The 15,263-nt window shown below is 73.0% G+C and carries 12 protein-coding genes; 8 read left to right on the forward strand and 4 right to left on the reverse strand.

Annotated elements, in window-relative coordinates; translation table 11 throughout:
* Window positions 1–116 precede the first annotated feature (116 nt).
* Together OWC43_RS13465 and OWC43_RS13470 are read left to right on the forward strand one after the other, a co-directional pair.
* Window positions 117–842 carry a TVP38/TMEM64 family protein gene (locus tag OWC43_RS13465; RefSeq protein WP_137828616.1) on the forward strand — a complete coding sequence of 242 codons (726 nt, stop codon included), beginning with the start codon at window positions 117–119 and terminating at the stop codon, window positions 840–842.
* Window positions 839–2,371, forward strand: a complete 1,533-nt coding sequence (locus tag OWC43_RS13470) for a phospholipase D-like domain-containing protein (protein ID WP_393957013.1) — start codon at window positions 839–841, stop codon at window positions 2,369–2,371. The genes OWC43_RS13465 and OWC43_RS13470 overlap by 4 nt, the downstream gene beginning before the upstream one ends.
* A gap of 170 nt (window positions 2,372–2,541) precedes the next feature.
* Here the strand turns inward: OWC43_RS13470 and OWC43_RS13475 are convergent, their stop codons facing one another.
* The 3 genes from OWC43_RS13475 to OWC43_RS13485 form a co-directional block, all read right to left on the reverse strand.
* The gene (locus OWC43_RS13475; RefSeq protein ID WP_393957014.1) at window positions 2,542–3,150 is read right to left on the reverse strand and encodes a phosphatase PAP2 family protein; all 609 of its coding nucleotides are present in this window, start codon (window positions 3,148–3,150) and stop codon (window positions 2,542–2,544) included.
* A gap of 154 nt (window positions 3,151–3,304) precedes the next feature.
* On the reverse strand, window positions 3,305–4,360 hold the full coding sequence (locus OWC43_RS13480) for an asparaginase (protein ID WP_393957015.1): 1,056 nt from the start codon (window positions 4,358–4,360) through the stop codon (window positions 3,305–3,307).
* A gap of 104 nt (window positions 4,361–4,464) precedes the next feature.
* Window positions 4,465–5,223, reverse strand: a complete 759-nt coding sequence (locus OWC43_RS13485; RefSeq protein WP_393957016.1) for an endonuclease/exonuclease/phosphatase family protein — start codon at window positions 5,221–5,223, stop codon at window positions 4,465–4,467.
* 289 nt (window positions 5,224–5,512) lie between these two features.
* Here OWC43_RS13485 and OWC43_RS13490 point away from each other — a divergent pair, with 289 nt between their 5' ends.
* The 6 genes from OWC43_RS13490 (at window position 5,513) to OWC43_RS13515 (ending at window position 13,117) form a co-directional block, all read left to right on the forward strand.
* The gene (locus tag OWC43_RS13490) at window positions 5,513–6,400 is read left to right on the forward strand and encodes an N-acetylmuramic acid 6-phosphate etherase (RefSeq protein WP_393957017.1); all 888 of its coding nucleotides are present in this window, start codon (window positions 5,513–5,515) and stop codon (window positions 6,398–6,400) included.
* Window positions 6,397–7,413, forward strand: a complete 1,017-nt coding sequence (locus tag OWC43_RS13495; RefSeq protein ID WP_393957018.1) for an SIS domain-containing protein — start codon at window positions 6,397–6,399, stop codon at window positions 7,411–7,413. The genes OWC43_RS13490 and OWC43_RS13495 overlap by 4 nt, the downstream gene beginning before the upstream one ends.
* The gene (gene nagA / locus OWC43_RS13500; protein WP_393957019.1) at window positions 7,410–8,615 is read left to right on the forward strand and encodes an N-acetylglucosamine-6-phosphate deacetylase; all 1,206 of its coding nucleotides are present in this window, start codon (window positions 7,410–7,412) and stop codon (window positions 8,613–8,615) included. Before OWC43_RS13495 ends, nagA begins: the two co-directional genes overlap by 4 nt.
* Before the next feature lie 31 nt (window positions 8,616–8,646).
* A complete protein-coding gene (locus tag OWC43_RS13505; RefSeq protein ID WP_137828624.1) occupies window positions 8,647–8,910 on the forward strand; it encodes a hypothetical protein in 264 nt (87 codons plus the stop codon).
* An 84-nt stretch (window positions 8,911–8,994) separates the two neighbouring features.
* Window positions 8,995–10,836 (forward strand): glycoside hydrolase family 15 protein, encoded by a 1,842-nt coding sequence (locus OWC43_RS13510; RefSeq protein ID WP_393957020.1) that lies wholly within the window; start codon window positions 8,995–8,997, stop codon window positions 10,834–10,836.
* Between the two features lie 130 nt (window positions 10,837–10,966).
* Window positions 10,967–13,117: a protein-disulfide reductase DsbD family protein gene (locus tag OWC43_RS13515; RefSeq protein WP_393957021.1), complete on the forward strand. Its 2,151-nt coding sequence runs from the start codon at window positions 10,967–10,969 to the stop codon at window positions 13,115–13,117.
* On the opposite strand, the gene OWC43_RS13520 is transcribed toward OWC43_RS13515, so the two are convergent.
* Window positions 13,118–15,121 carry an OPT family oligopeptide transporter gene (locus OWC43_RS13520; RefSeq protein WP_393957022.1) on the reverse strand — a complete coding sequence of 668 codons (2,004 nt, stop codon included), beginning with the start codon at window positions 15,119–15,121 and terminating at the stop codon, window positions 13,118–13,120.
* Window positions 15,122–15,263 lie beyond the last annotated feature (142 nt).

Below are 15,263 nucleotides of genomic sequence, written 5' to 3' on the forward strand. Positions count from 1 at the left end.
GGAAGGTTCTTGCGCCACATCGGCGTTTTTCCGAAAGCCGGCTCCCACCTTTCGGGCCGATGCTTTAGAGCCGGGCTACGATCGTTCCGCGTCCCGAGCCTCCGAGCCGCCCCCTCATGGACAATGCCCGAAGCTGGGTCCGCACCGGGCTCCTGACCGGCGCCGCCCTGGCCGTCTGCGTGGGTGCCTGGATCCTCCTGCCGGTCGAGGACTGGCTGCGGGTCTTCTCACGCTGGGCCAACGGCTTCGGCCCCTACGGCCTCCTCGTCTTCGGCGTGCTGTTCTTCCTGGCGACGCTGCTGATCGTGCCGGGGACGCCGCTCACCATCGCGGGCGCCGTCGCCTATGGCTGGGCGGTGATGCCGGTGATCCTGGTCTCGGCGACTCTGGGCTCCTGGCTCGCCTTCTTCGCCGCCCGCCACCTGTTCCGCGAGCGGGTGCGGGCCCTCATCGCCCGCAAGCCGGGACTGAAGGCCACGGTGGAGGCGGTGGGCGACGGCGGCTGGCGGCTGCTCACCCTGATGCGGCTGAGCCCGTTCGTGCCGTTCAACGCGCAGAACTACGTCCTTGGGGTGACGGATGTCCGCACCTCCGCCTATCTGGTCTCGACGGTGATCGGCATGCTGCCGGGCACGGTGGTCTGCGTCTATCTCGGCGCCATCGGCCGCCGGGCCGGCGGCGACGAGCCGACCCACTGGATCACCCTCGGTCTCGGGCTCGTTGCCACCGTCGTGGCGGTGGAACTGACCCGGCGGCGGGTGAAGGCCAAGCTGGAGAGCGCCAAGATGGACGGAGCGAAGGGCAGGATGGGCAAGGCGGACGGGACCGGCGCGGGCGCATGAGACGGGACATCGAGGCGGGGGAAGGCTCCGCCGCACCCGAGGGCTGGCTGAGGCCGGGCGTGACCTGCTGGCGGCGGGAGCGGGCGCATCGCGCCGCCGTGCTGCATGACGGCGCCGCCTATTTCGCGGCCGCCCGCGGCGCCCTGGTGAAGGCGCAGAAGACCATCACCCTCATCGGCTGGAGCTTCGATCCGCGGGTGCGCCTGCTGCCGTCCGCGGGCGATCCCGATTCCGACCAGACCCTGGCGGATCTCCTGCGCGCCCTGAAGGCGGCGCGGCCGGACCTGACGATCCGCATCCTGATCTGGGACATGCCCTGGCCGATCTCGGCGGGCAACGACCACACCCCGGAGAGCGTGCGCGCGAGCCTCGGGCCCGGCATCGATTTCCGCATCGACAACACGCTGCCCTTCGGCGCCTGCCAGCATCAGAAGATCCTGGTGATCGACGACGCCGTCGCCTTCTGCGGCGGCAGCGATTTCGAGGTGAACCGCTGGGATACGCCGGCCCACCGCGACCGGGACCCGCGGCGCCGACTGCCCTCGGGCGAGGATTACCCGCCCCGTCACGACGTCATGATGCTGGTGGACGGCCCCGCCGCGGGGGCGCTCGCCGACCTCGCCCGCGAGCGCTGGCGCCGCGCCACCGGCGAGGTGCTCGCGCCGCCCACCCCCGCCGAGAGGCGCGTCGATCCTTGGCCGGAGACGGTCGCGCCGCTGCTGACGGAGGTCGAGGTCGCGCTCTCGCGCACGGAGCCCGCCCAGGATGGGCGCGACGCCGTCGCCGAGAACGCGGCGCTCTACCTCGCGACGATCCGCGGCGCGCGGGAATTCCTCTATCTCGAGAACCAGTACCTCGCCTCGCCGGTGGTGGCCGACGCCCTTCGGGCACGCCTCGCCGAGCCGGACGGCCCCGAAATCGTGATCGTCCTGTCCGAGCGAAGCCCCAACGGCTTCGACCAGTTGACTATGGACAGCGCCCGCCGCGGCCTCATCAAGGGCCTGCGCCGGGCCGACCGGCACGGGCGCCTGCGGATCGTCGCGCCCCATACTCCGAAGGGTCAGCCGATCCTGATCCATTCGAAGGTCGCGATCATCGATCACCGCTTCCTGCGGATCGGCTCGACCAACCTCAACAACCGCTCTTTCGGCTACGACACCGAGTGCGACCTCTCGATCGAGCTGCGCGCCGACGATGCAGCGGGCCGCGCCGCCCTCGACCGCGTGCTGCACGCGCTGCTCGGCCATCACGGCGGCTGTCCCTCGGACACCTTCGCGCAGGCCTATGCCGAGCGGGGCACGCTCCGCGCCGTCATCGACGATCCCGCGCTGATGCCGTCGCCGCGTCTCTGCACGCTCGTCCCCTCCCACCGTGGCCCGATTGCCCGCTTAGTCGAAGCGTACCATCTCGGCGACCCGGCCGGCTCCGAGGACGCTTGGCGCCCGTGGCGGCGGCGCAAGGTGCTGCGCCGGGCGCGCGCGGCGATAGCGGTGGAGACGGTGCCCCCGGTGAAAACGGTGGAAGCGTGATGGATTTGGGGGGAAGTCCTCAGCTTCGTATCTAGGATGCTTCCCCAAGCTCCTGTGATTCTTCGATTTCTTCCCGAAAGCCGACACCCACATCTCGGGCCGATGCCCTAGGTTATTGTGATGCATCGGCTTTTTCCGAAAGCCGGGCCCCCACCTTTCGGGCCGATGCGCTAAGCCTCCGGCCAGCGCGCCGAGATCACCCGGTCCGTCACCGCCTCCGCGGCCACGCCAATGGCCGCGCCCACCGCCACGTCGACGGGGAAATGGGCACCGCGCACGAGTTGCACCGCGACGACGCCCGCGGCGGTCGCGTAGGCCGCACCCGCCAGTTCCGGCCGGGACCGGGCCACCGCGCGGGCGACCGCCGTGCTGAGCGCGGCATGGCCCGAGGGAAAGGATTGCCACGGCCCGTCGTTTGGCCCCATCGGGCCACGGACATAGCGGCCGGTATCCATCAGGACGTTGGGCCGGGTGCGGTGGAGCGTGCGCTTCAGGCTGGTCTTGACGAGGCTTGCCAGCGTCCCGGCGGCGAGCATCCGCCCGCCGGTCGCGGCGAGCGCGCGGTCGCGCGTGAGCAGGCCCCAGGCGAGGGTGCCGGCGGACATCGCCAGCAGCGCCTCCCAGCTGCCGACCTCGCCCGCGGCGATGACCGTGGGCATGATCGGATGATCCTTGGCTCCCGCCAGCGCGACCCCGGCGCGGATATCCGCGGCTTCCATCGCGCCGACGGAGTCCGCCGCCCGTTCGGTCGCAGTCTTGATGTCGTTGCGCGCAAGCATGGCCCCCAACGCGCGAACCGAGCGGATCGATGCTTGGCCATTCTCCGCCAGCTCCACGCGTCCACAGCCACGTCCACAGGCGCGTCCTCGGCCTACCGTGTTCGCTCCGCGCCCAGCGATCCGGTGCCGTCGCTCCTGCCGGGCGCTGGCCGCCTCAGCGGTCGAACAGGGCCTGCAACGCCCCGCGGTCCTTGTTGGTCGGCAGGGCGATCAGCGTGAGGATGCGGGCCTTGTCCGGGGTCAGGTCACCCGCGAACACGGCCCCGGCCTTGCGCAGGGTGCTGCCGCCGCCCTTGAAGCCGTAGACCGGCAGGGCGCGGCCGTCATAGACCTTGGTCGCCACGACCACCGGCACGCCCTTGGCGATGACCTCGGCGATGGCATCGTGCATCTCGGCGTTGACGTTGCCCCAGCCATAGGCCTCGACCACGATCGCCTCGGCGCCGCTCTCGGCGGCGTGGCGGACCTGGGAGCCGTCGGCACCGGCATACATCGCCACGAGATCGACCCGCGGCATCCGCTCGGGCAGGGGCAGCGTCTGCCGCCGCAGCGACTTGCGGCTGAATACGACCCGATCCTCGTCGACGTAGCCGAGGATGCCGGCATCGCCGGAATCGAAGGTCTCGACATTGCTCGTATGGGTCTTGCGCACCTCGCGGGCGGCGTTGATGCGGTGGTTGAGCGTCACCGTCACGCCCATCTCGGCGGCGCCCTCGGTCAGGATCTGGCGGGCGGCGTTGAGGAGGTTGCGCGGGCCGTCGGCATCGGCGTCCGAAGCGTTGCGCTGGGCGCCCACCAGAACCACGGGCTTGGTGCTCGTCAGGGTCAGGTCGAGGAAATAGGCGGTCTGGTCGAGGGTATCGGTCCCATGCAGCACGATCGCGCCGCGGATCTCGGGATCGGCCAGGATCGCGTCGAGGCGGCGCGCCAGGGCCGGCCATCGGTCGGGCCCCATATAGTCGCTCGGCACATTGCTGAACTCGGTCACCTGAATCGTGGCGATGTCCTTCAGCTTCGGCACCGCCGAGACGAGATCCTCGCCCGAGAGCGCGGGCACCGGCGCATGGGTCTGCGGGTCGAGCTTCATCGCGATGGTGCCGCCGGTCGCGACCACGGCGATCTTCGGCGGCGCGGCGGCGGCGGGCCCGGCGCCGAGGGTGGCGGCGGCCATCAGGCCGAACGCGGTCAGGTTGCCGATCGTCTTGGTCATCGTCGCAGTCCCGTTCACGGTCGCACGGATCGCCCGGTATAGCGATCCGGGTCGCGAAAGGGATCATTCCTTTCGCGGATCCGGGGCAGCGCCTGGGGACCCCGTCACCGGTCGTCGAGACGGATGTCGGCGAACACCGGCAGATGATCGGAGGCGCGGCGGGGCAGGGGGCCATCGACCACCGCCAGGCGCTCGACGGTCAGCCCCTCGCCGACGAAGACGCGATCGAGGCGCAGCAGCGGGAAGCGGCTCGGGAAGCTCGCCCCACCGCGGCGGCCCTCATTGCGTCCGGCAATGCGGCGCGCGTCGGTGAGGCGGCGGGTGAGACGGTGATAGGCGCGGGTCCAGCTCGTGGCGTTGAAGTCCCCGAGCAGAACGGTGGGGGCGCGGCAGGCGGGATCGCCGAGCCAATCGGCCCCGAGCAAAGCCTCGGTCTGCGCGATGCGCTCCGCCCCGAGCAGGCCGAGATGGGTGGTGACGACCTGCAACCGCAGGGCGCCGACCGCGATCTCGACCCAGAGGGCACCGCGGGGCTCCAGCCCCGGGCGCCGGACGAGGCCGGGCAGGGGACCGGCCCGCATCAGCCGCGAGGGGAGGCGGGTCAGGATCGCGTCGCCGTAGCGCTCCTCCTCGATATGCAGCGCCGGGTGAAAATGCGGGGTCATGCCCAGCAACCGGGCGATCTCGTCGGCCTGATCGAGGCCGCCGGTGCGCGCCCGGCCGACATCGACCTCTTGCAGCGCGACGATGTCGGCCCCCGTGGCGGCGATCACCTCGGCCACCCGCTCGGGCGCGACCCGCCCGTCGGTGCCGCGGCAATGGCGGATGTTGTAGGTGAGGATCCGGACTCGGCTGCCCGCCACGGTCGCGGGCTCCGGCCCGGTCCCGGCGGCGCCCGCCCGTCCTTCTACGATTGCCCCCTGATCCACGCGCGCTCCCGATTGCCCCCGCCACCGTGCGGGGCCGCGCGGACCGAACGCCGTGGGACGCGAACCGATCCCTCGCGCCAGCCCTCACACCAACCCTCGCGTCTTGGCCCGGCCGCGCCATATCCGGGCGGACGCGGCGGCGCGGGATCGTGCGGCGGCGCGGCGACTTGTTGGGACGTGAGGCCGAGGACGGGCCGGTTGGACGGGCGAGGGTGACGGGAGAATGAGGACCGAGGACGCCAGTGCCCGCTACGCCGATCTCGACGCCTGGGCGGGCGGCGACATCCTTCAGGCGTTGTGGGAGGGACAGCTCGCCGCCGTCGCGGCGGTGGGTCCCGCGCTTCCCGCCATTCAGGCGGCGGCCGCGGCGGCGGAGGCCGGCCTGCGCTCCGGCGGCCGCCTCGCCTATGTCGGCGCGGGCACTTCGGCCCGCATCGGCGTGCAGGACGGGGCCGAATTGCCGCCGACCTTCGACTGGCCGGGCGAGCGCCTGGCCTTCGCCATCGCGGGGGGCGAGGGCGCTCTGCTCAGGGCCGTGGAGGATGCCGAGGATTCGGGCGAGGCCGGGGCCGCCTGGGTCGTCCGCGCCGAGATCGGACCGGGCGACGTCGTGGTGGGACTGGCCGCGAGCGGCACCACGCCGTTCACCCTGGCGGTGCTCGCCGCCGCCCGCGCCCGCGGGGCGGTGACGGTGGGCATCGCCAACAATCCCGGCACGCCGATCCTGGAGACGGCCGAGCACGGCATTCTCGCCGCCACGGGCGCGGAGGTTCTGGCGGGCTCGACCCGGCTGAAGGCCGGGACCGCGCAGAAGGTGATCCTCAACCTGTTCTCGACGCTGCTGATGATCCGCCTCGGCCGGGTCTATCGCGGGCGCATGGTGGCGATGCGCTCCACCAACCGGAAGCTCCGGGCCCGCGGCATCGCCATGGTGGCCGAACTCGCCGGCTGCGACGCGGGCGTCGCCGAGCGGGCGGCGGCGGAAGCCAACGGCGACGTGAAGCTCGCGGTGCTGATCGCGGGCGGCGCGAGCCGCGAGCGGGCCGAGCGCCTGCTCGCCCGCCACGACGGCAACCTGCGCCGGGCACTGGCCGAAAGGGGCGGGGAATGACCGCGACACCGACCTTCATGGCGCGGGAGATCGCCGAGATCCCGCGGGCCGGCGAGCGCCTCCTGGCGGCGGGGGACGCGGCGCGCCTCGCCGAGGTCCTGAAATCGCGGGAGATCCCGTTCGCGGTGATCTGCGGGCGTGGCAGTTCCGGACATGCCGGCGTGGCCCTGCGCTACCTCATCGAGACCCGGCTCGGCCTGCCGGTCTCGGCCTCGGCGCCCTCCGTGGTGACCGGCTACGCGCGACCCCCACTGGTCGCCGGCGCGCTGTTCGTCGTCGTCTCGCAATCCGGCCGCTCCCCCGATCTCGTGGCCGCGACGGAGGCCGCCCGGGCCGGCGGCGCGCTCACCCTGGCCCTCGTCAACGATCCCGATTCGCCGGCGGCACGGGCGAGCGATCTCGTCCTGCCGATCCTGGCGGGGCCCGAGAAAGCAGTGGCCGCGACCAAGACCGTGACCAACTCGATGATCGCGGGCGCCGCCCTGGTCGCCGCCTGGGCCGGCGACCGGGACCTCGCCGCCGGCCTCGCCGCCCTGCCCGGGCGTCTCGACGCCGCGCTCGCCCTCGACTGGTCGGATTGGGGCGCCGATCTCGACGGGGCGCCGGCCGCCTTCGTCACGGGGCGCGGCCATGGGCTCGGCACCGTGCGCGAGATCGCCCTGAAGCTCGCCGAGACCCTGCGGCTTCCCGCCCTCGGCTATTCCGCGGCCGAACTGCGCCACGGGCCGCGCGCCTCGGTCTCGGCATCGACGCCGGTGCTGGCCCTGCGCCAGGCGGATGAACTGGCCGAAGGCATCGATGCGCTGGTGCGCGACCTGCGGCGCGACGGGCTGCGGGTCCGGGCCTGCGGCGGGCCGGCGGGCACGCTTCCCTGGCTCGGCGACGGGCATCCGGCCTGCGATCCCATCGCCATGCTGGTGCCGGCCTACCGGGCCATCGAGGCGCAGGCCCGTCGCCGCGGCCTCGATCCGGATGCGCCCGTGGGCCTGACCAAGGTCACGGAGACCCTGTGAGCGAGGCGCCGGACCATGCCATCGCCGCAGCGCGCGTCTTCGACGGCGAGACATTCCTGAACGACCGCACGGTGCTCCTGCGCGGCGGCCGGATCGCGGATGTCACCGCCGATCCGCCGACGGGCATCGCGACGACGCGCCTGCCGCCGGGGGCAATCCTGGCGCCGGGCTTCGTCGATCTCCAGGTCAATGGCGGCGGCGGCGTACTCCTCAACGACGACAGCAGTCTCGCGGGCATCGGACGCCTCGCTGCCGCCCATCGCCGCGGCGGCACCACCGCCCTCCTGCCGACGCTGATCACCGACACCCGTCCCGCGATCGCCCGCGCCATCGAGGGGGTCGCGGCGGCGATCGCGGCGGGCGTACCCGGCATCCTCGGGATCCATCTCGAAGGGCCGTTCCTGAGCCCGCACCGGATCGGCATCCACGATCCCGCCCGACTCGCCCGCTTCGGCGAGGGCGATGCGGCGCTCCTCGCCGGTCTCGGCGCGCGGGGCCTCACCCTCGTGACGCTCGCCCCGGAAGAGGTGCCGCCGGGCGCGGTGGCCGACCTCGTCGCCCGCGGTGTCCGCGTCTGCGCCGGCCACACCGCCGATGACGGGGCGGCGATCCGGCGGGCGCTGGCGGAGGGGCTCACCGGCTTCACCCACCTGTTCAACGCCATGTCGCAGATGGGCCCGCGGATGCCCGGGGCCGTCGGAACGGCGCTCGGCGATGGACATGCCTATGCCGGCATCATCGCCGACGGCCACCATGTCGGCGATCTCCAGCTCCGGCTGGCGCTGACCCTGCTCGGCCGCGACCGCCTGATGCTGGTCACCGACGCGATGCCGCCGGTGGGCGATCCCGGCGGCAGCGACGGGTTCACCCTGTTCGGCCGACGCATCCGCCGCGACGGCGACAGGCTCAGCGGCGAGGACGGCACCCTGGCGGGCGCGGCCATCACCATGGTCGAGGCGGTGCGCCACATGAGCGGGCGCGGCGGCGCCACATTGGCCCAGGCCCTGGCGATGGCCTCGCTCACCCCCGCCCGCTTCCTCGGGCTCGACGGCCGGATGGGCCGGATCGCACCGGGATACGATGCCGACCTCGTGGCGCTGGGGCCGGATCTGACGGTGGAGGAGACGTGGATCGGTGGCCGGGTCTCGGCAGCGGGCCGACACGGGAACACCGTCGGCCCGGCGCGGTTCGCCCCTCGGTAAGCTCACAGACCCGTGATCGGAGAGCGCCCCGATGCCGAACCCGAAACGCTTCTTCCCCCTCGCCCTCGCGGCGGGGCTTCTCCTCGGCGGGGCCACGCTCGCGCCGGCCCAGGACGGCAACGCCAATGCCGGCAGCGGGCTCTCGCCGGGGGCGAGCGCCACCGGCAACGACCGCTCGGCCGGCGTGAACAACGGCAATTACCGGCCGCCGGGCAGCTACGGCACGCGCCGCTCCCTGCGCTCCGGCTTCCATCGCTCGCGCCGCCTCGCTCCGCACCGCCGCCGTCACCGCTGACGGGCGCCGGACACGCCCGGGTGTCGCAGGGAGCAACTTGGCCTCATTCCGAACGTTGCCGCGCCGCGCAACCGGGACGAGGCCGTGACGGACAGACCTATCGCCGACTACGCCGTGATCGGCGATACCTGCACCACCGCCCTCATCGCCCGCGACGGATCCCTCGACTGGCTGTGCTGGCCCCGCCACGACGGGCCGGCCGTGTTCCTGGCACTGCTCGATCGTGACGCGGGCGGCGCCTGCCGTCTCGTCCTCGACGGGCTCACCGGCACCGAACGCCGTTATCGCCCCGGCACCAACATCCTGGAGACCATCCTCACCACGCGGACCGGCCGGGTCGCGCTGATCGACTTCATGCCGATCGCGCGCCACGAGCCGGTGCCGGAGGAGGGGCCGGACGGGCATCCCGAGGGCCGGGTGGTGCGCCGCCTCGTCTGCGAATCCGGAACGGTCTCGGGGCATTGGCGCGTGCGGCCGACCTTCGACTACGCCCGCGCCGCGACCGAGGCGACGGGACAGGCCGATGGGAGCATTCTGTTCCGCGGCGGCGGCGACGCGATGCAGGCGGCCGCGTCGATCCCGCTGACGGTCGGGGAGGGCGCGGCCGAAGGCGGGTTCGCCCTCTCCGACGGGGAACGGGTCGACCTCGTCCTCGCCCATGGCGCGGAGGGCGCGGCGGGGCTCGACCGGGTCGAGGCCTGGCTCTCGGCGACGGAGGATTACTGGTGCGAATGGTCGGGCCGCTGCACCTATCGCGGGCCCTACCACGAGACGGTTCTGCGCAGCGCGCTGACCCTCAAGCTCCTCACCCACGCCCCCTCCGGCGGCATCGTCGCCGCCGCCACCATGGGCCTTCCCGAAGCGGTGCCGGGCAATCGCAACTACGATTACCGCTATGTCTGGATGCGGGATGCGAGCTTCACCGTCACGGCCTTCGTCAATCTCGGCTACGATCGCGAGGCCGCGGAATTCCTGCGCTTCATGCGCGACGCCGATCCCAGCCGGGGCCGCCATCTCCAGCTGATGTATGCCCTCGGGGGGCCGATGCCGGAGGAGACGCTCCTCGATCACCTGCGCGGCTGGCGCGGCACCCGCCCCGTGCGCCTCGGCAATGCCGCCAGCGACCAGCGTCAGTTCGACATCTACGGCGAATTGCTCGTGGCCCTGCACCATTATCTGGAGGCGGTCGCGTTCGATCCGCCGGTCAAGGTCAACGACCATCTGCCGGAGGTCCTGGCCCACCTCGCCGGTCACATCATGGATGTGCGCCATGAGCCCGACCACGGCATCTGGGAGCTGCGCGGCCCCATGCGCCAGATCCTGCACACCAAGGCGATGCTCTGGGTCGGGCTCGATTGCGCGGTGCAGATCGCCCGCTCCGATTCCAGTCACCGCCTCGCCGCGCCGGACCAGATCGCGCGGTGGGAGCGCGAGGCGGAGAGCATCCGGGCCGAGTATCACGCCGAGGGCTGGAACGCCGACTTGGGCGCCTACACCATGGATTACGGCTCGACCGATCTCGACGCGGCGGTGCTGCGCGCCGTGCTGTTTCGCGCCTTTGACGGGCATGCGCCGCGGGTCGCGGCCACGCTGGATCGGGTCGGCGAGCAGCTCGGTGCGGGCGACCTGCTCTACCGCTACCGCCTCGACGACGGCCTGGAGGGACAAGAGGCGACCTTCACCGCCTGCGCCTTCTGGCGGGTCGGCTGCCTCGCCATTGCCGGACGCCAGGACGAGGCGACCGCGCTGTTCGAGCGGCTCGTCGCCCGCGGCAACGATCTCGGCCTGTTCGCCGAGGAGATCGACGCCGAGACCGGCGAGCAGCGCGGCAACGTCCCCCAGGGCTTCACCCATATGGCGATCATCAACCACGCGGTGCGCCTGGCGCAGACGCAGGTCACGGAACGCTCCCCCGCGGATACCTGAAAACCTCAGGGGTCATCCTCGGCGGTACGCCGCTTCGCGGGGTCGCGGGCGGGTCCGGCTCCCGCCGGAGCCGCCGCTCTGCTAACCTCCGGCGGACCGGCCGAGGCGTCGGGGCCATCAAGAACGCGACATGCTCCGCCTGCTCCTCCTGGTCCTGCTCCTCGCCGCCCCCGGCCTCGCCGCGGCGCAGGGAGGCAAGGCGCCGAAGGATCTGGTCCGGGCGCGCCTCGTCGCCGAGGCCGCCGCCCTCACCCCGGGCCGCACGGTGACACTCGGCCTCCATCTCGCGATGAAGCCGGGCTGGCACGTCTACTGGCGCAATCCCGGCGATTCCGGGCTACCGCCCGAGATGGCGTGGCGCTTGCCCGAGGGGTTCTCGGTCGGGCCGACGCAATGGCCGGCGCCGGAGCGCATCCCGGTCCAGACCCTGATGAATTTCGGCTACGAGGGCACGGTCACCCTGCTGGTGCCGCTCCATGTGCCCGAGACGCTGCCGGAGAGCCTGCGCGCGGGCGGTCGCGTGCCCCTGTCCGGCACGCTGTCCTACCTCGTCTGCGAGGAGATCTGCATCCCGGGGACGGCTGAGCTCGCCCTCGAGATGCCCCTCGTCTCCGATCCGGGCGCGGCCCCCGAGCCCGATCCCGCCCAGGCCCGCCTCTTCGCCGAGGCCCGCGCCGCCCTGCCCGTGCCGGCGCCCTTCCCCGTCCGCGCGGTCCGCGAGGGCGAGACCCTCGCGCTCCAGCTCGATCGGCCGGACGGCGCCCCGCCGATCCGCGACGCCGCCTTCTTCCCCTACGCGGAGAGCGCCCTCGACAACGCCGCCGAGCAGAACCTTCAGGGGGAGGCGGGCACCCAGCGCCTGCTGCTGAAGCCCGGCGAGGCGGCGGTGGCGCCCGAGGCCCTGGGCGGCGTCCTCACCTTCGACGAGGGCGGGACCCGCAGGGCCTACGCGGTCGGCCCCGAGCCCGCCGTGACCCCGGCCGCCGTTCCGGCCGCGGCGCCCTCCGCCACGCCGCCCCCCGCGCCCGCCACGGCGACGGCGGAGGCCGAAACCCTGACCCTGTGGAGCGCCGCCGGACTCGCCCTGCTCGGCGGCCTCGTCCTCAATCTGATGCCCTGCGTCTTTCCGGTTCTGTCGATCAAGGTGCTGAGCCTCGTGAAGCAGGCGGGCGAGGCGCGCGGGCGGGTACGCCTGCACGGGCTCGCCTACACCGCGGGCGTGGTGGCGAGCTTCCTGGGTCTCGCGGGCCTCCTCATCGCCCTGAAGGCCGGCGGGGCCGGCATCGGATGGGGGTTCCAGCTGCAATCCCCCGTCGTCGTGATCCTGCTCGCCTACGGGCTGTTCGCCGTGGGCCTGAGCCTGTCGGGGGCCGTGCATGTCGGCGGGCGGCTCGCCGGGCTCGGCGACGGGCTGACCCGGCGCTCCGGCTATCAGGGCTCGTTCTTCACCGGCGTGCTGGCGACCCTGGTCGCCACCCCCTGCACCGCGCCGTTCATGGGCGCGGCGGTGGGTTTCGCGCTGACGCAGCCCGCCTGGGTCGGCCTCCTCGTCTTCGCCTGCCTGGGCCTCGGCCTCGCCCTGCCGTTCCTGGCGCTCACCGCCTTTCCCGGCGCGCTGAGCCTGCTGCCGCGGCCCGGCGCCTGGATGGAGACGGTCAAGGGCGCGCTCGCCTTCCCGGTCTACGCCACCGCCGCGTGGCTCATCTGGGTGCTGGCCCAGCAGGTCGGGCCCAACGGGCTGCTCGGCGCGCTCGGCGGCCTCGTCCTCGTCGGCCTCACCGCCTGGGCCTGGGAACGGGCGCGCGCCGCCGGGCGCATCGGCACAGGCCTCGGCCGGGCCACCGCCGTCCTGGCCCTGGCCGGCGCCCTGGCGCTTGCCGCCGCCCTCGACGGACAGCGGGGCGGAGCCGCGGGCGTGCAGCTCGCCGGCATCGAGGAGCCCTTCACGCAGGCGCGCCTCGACGCGCTCCGGGCGGAGGGGCGCACGGTGTTCGTGGACATGACGGCGGCGTGGTGCATCACCTGCCAAGTCAACGAGCGGATGGTGCTGTCGCGCGAGGCGGTGCAGGCGGCATTCCGGGCGGGGTCCGTCGCCTATCTCAAGGGCGACTGGACCAACCAGAACCCGGAGATCACGCGCCTCCTGGAGAGCCACGGCCGCTCCGGGGTGCCGCTCTACCTCGTCTACAAGGGTAAGGGCGAGGCGCGGCTGCTCCCGCAGATCCTCACCGAAGCCCTGGTGATCGCCGAGGTCGGCGGAGACAGACTCGCCGCGCGGTGATCATCCCGTCGCCCGGCCAGGATCGGCCGCGATGACCCGGAAGAACACGGCGAGGCCGGTGACGAACACCGCGAGCCCGAGCGCCGTCGCGTAGGGCTCGAAGCCGGGACCGGCGAGGGCGAGCGCCGCGCTGCGCCCGGCGAGCGTATCGCCGGCCGCCAGCACGACGCCGACGAAACTCTCGCCGACGAGGAAACCCGAGGCCAGCAGCACGCCGCGGCGGCGCGCGCCCTCCACCGCCTGCGCCTCGTCCGCCTCGCCGCGCGGGCGTGCCCTGTGCCGCAGCCGCCGTTCCGCGAGCCAGGCCAGCACGCCGCCGATGGCGATCGTCATCTCGACGGCGAGCGGCAGGTACATGCCGATCCCGACGGTCAGCGCCGGGAAGGTGAGCCCGCTCCTGCGCAGCCGGGTCTCGACCGCGACCAGCACGCAGCCGAGCCCGGCGCCGATCAGCACCATGGTCCAGGGCAGGGTCCGGTGGACGATGCCAACGGCGATCTGCGACGTCAGCGCCGCCTGGGGCGCCGGCATGGCGTTGGCCGCCTCCATGCCCTCGCGGGGCAGCGCGCCGACGAAGCCGTAGGCCTCGTACAGGAGCGACAGCAGCGGCCCGATCACCGCCGCGCCGACCAGCACCCCGGCGATCAGGGCGACCTGCTGGCACCAGGGCGTCGCCCCGACGATCCGACCGGTCTTGAGGTCCTGGAGATTGTCGTTGGCGATGGAGGCGGTGGTGACGATGACGGAGGCCACCAGCAACGCCGCCGCGATCACGAAACGGTCGCCCTCCGGACCGGCAGAGGTGCCGATGAGCAGCGGCAGCAGCACGGCCGCCGCCATGGTGGTGAGGATGCCGATGCCGGAGATCGGGCTCGACGAGGAGCCGAGCAGGCCCGCGAGATAGCCGCAGGTCGCCGCCATCAGGAAGCCGAAGACGATCGCGAACACGGTGAGCGCCGCGACCATCACGGTGTGCAGGCCGCCGAGTTGGGCGCTCCCGGAAAACATCCAGAACAGGCCCGCGAGGGGGGCCGCCAGCACCAAGGCCGCGCCCAACACCCAGGTGATCGGCAGATCGCGCTCCGCCCGGGGCTGGTCGTCCCCCGGCATCCCGGAGCCGCTGGCGCGCGCCGAGGCCAGGGCCGCGCGGATGCTCGTGACGATAGGGCGGGCGAGCGAGCCCACGGTCCAGAGCCCGCCCACCGCGATGATGCCGGCCCCGATCAGCCGAACCTGGCCCGACCACACCGACTCGGCCAGCTCGGACGCCGTGGCGCCCTCGCCCTGGCCCAAGTAGGTCAGGAGCGGTACCGCGATGCCCCAGGCGATGACGACGCCGGTGAGCAGGGCGAGGCAGGCGCCGATGCCGACGAGGTAGCCGACGCCGACCAGCGCCAGCGAGAAGCCGGTGCCGAGGCGGAACGCCGCCCCGCCGAGAGCGACCGCCCCGTGCAGACCTTCGCCCAGAACCCGGAAGCCGGTGGTGGCGAGCCCGATCGTTCCGGCCGCGGCCGCCGCCGTGAGAAGATCGCGCAGGCCCCGCGCGCCGGTCTCCCCCTGGCCGGTGCGCAGGACCTCCGCGGCGGCGACGCCCTCCGGGTAGGGCAGTTCCTCGCCGGAGACGAGAGCCCGCCGCAGGGGGATCGAGAAGGCGACGCCGAGTAAGCCGCCGATGCCGCAGACGGCGGTCGTCTGCCAGAACGGGAAGCCCTGCCAATGCCCGATCAGCACGAGGCCGGGCAGGATCAGGATGACGTTGCAGAGCGTGCCTGCGGCGGAGGCCTGGGTCTGGACGATGTTGTTCTCGAGGATGCCCGACCCGCCGAAGAGCCGTAGGCTGCCCATGGCGATCATCGCCGCCGGGATCGAGGACGAGAACGTCATCCCGGTCTTCAGGCCCATATAGACGTTGGCCGCCATGAACACGACGGTGATGGCCGCCCCGAGCAGGAGCCCGCGAAGCGTGATCTCGACATGCCGCGAGGGCGGACTGGGCGCGTGCATGGCGGGCTGGATCCTGCGCGGCGCGCTCCGGCCGGGCGCGCCGTGGGTGGGAAACTTTGCGGCGGCTACGGTCTTTCCCTGCCGCGGCAACGGATGCCGCGCCACCCGGAGACGCCCCTCGTGCCGAACCGCTTGATGTGCC

The sequence above is a fragment of the Methylorubrum sp. POS3 genome (assembly GCF_043352485.1).
GTDB lineage: Bacteria > Pseudomonadota > Alphaproteobacteria > Rhizobiales > Beijerinckiaceae > Methylobacterium > Methylobacterium suomiense.